General features: G+C 45.2%; 1 protein-coding gene. It reads left to right on the top strand.

Features of this window, described 5'->3' with window-relative positions:
- Positions 1-98 precede the first annotated feature (98 nt).
- Positions 99-325: nSTAND1 domain-containing NTPase (locus tag ACTIE6_RS16285; protein WP_439557649.1), on the top strand; the 227-nt coding region annotated here is incomplete at its 3' end.

The following is a 325-nucleotide window of genomic DNA, read 5'->3' as shown; positions in this document are numbered from 1 at the left end:
TTACACAAAATCACTGGATTTGTTGAATTACCCTATTAATATGTGTATTGTAAGAACCGAAACAAGTTTGTTATGAATATAGGTGCAACCCAGTAAGTATGGTTGATAAGTCTACGCTCACGAATCCATTTCCCGGTTTAAGAAGTTACGATTATGAAGATCACGCGCTGTTCTTCGGAAGGGATTCGCATATCCGTGAGCTGACAGGTAAATTACTGGATGGTCGCTTTCTTGCATTGATTGGCTCGTCCGGGAGCGGTAAGTCTTCGCTGATCAAGGCGGGCCTTATTCCCTCCCTGGAAGGTCAGGCGGGTGGCTCACTCTG

This window comes from Dyadobacter sp. (assembly GCF_051859145.1).
In the GTDB taxonomy this organism is placed as follows: domain Bacteria; phylum Bacteroidota; class Bacteroidia; order Cytophagales; family Spirosomataceae; genus Dyadobacter.
The sequence above is the reverse complement of the archived record's forward strand: the minus strand, read 5'-3'. Positions and strand labels throughout refer to the sequence as shown.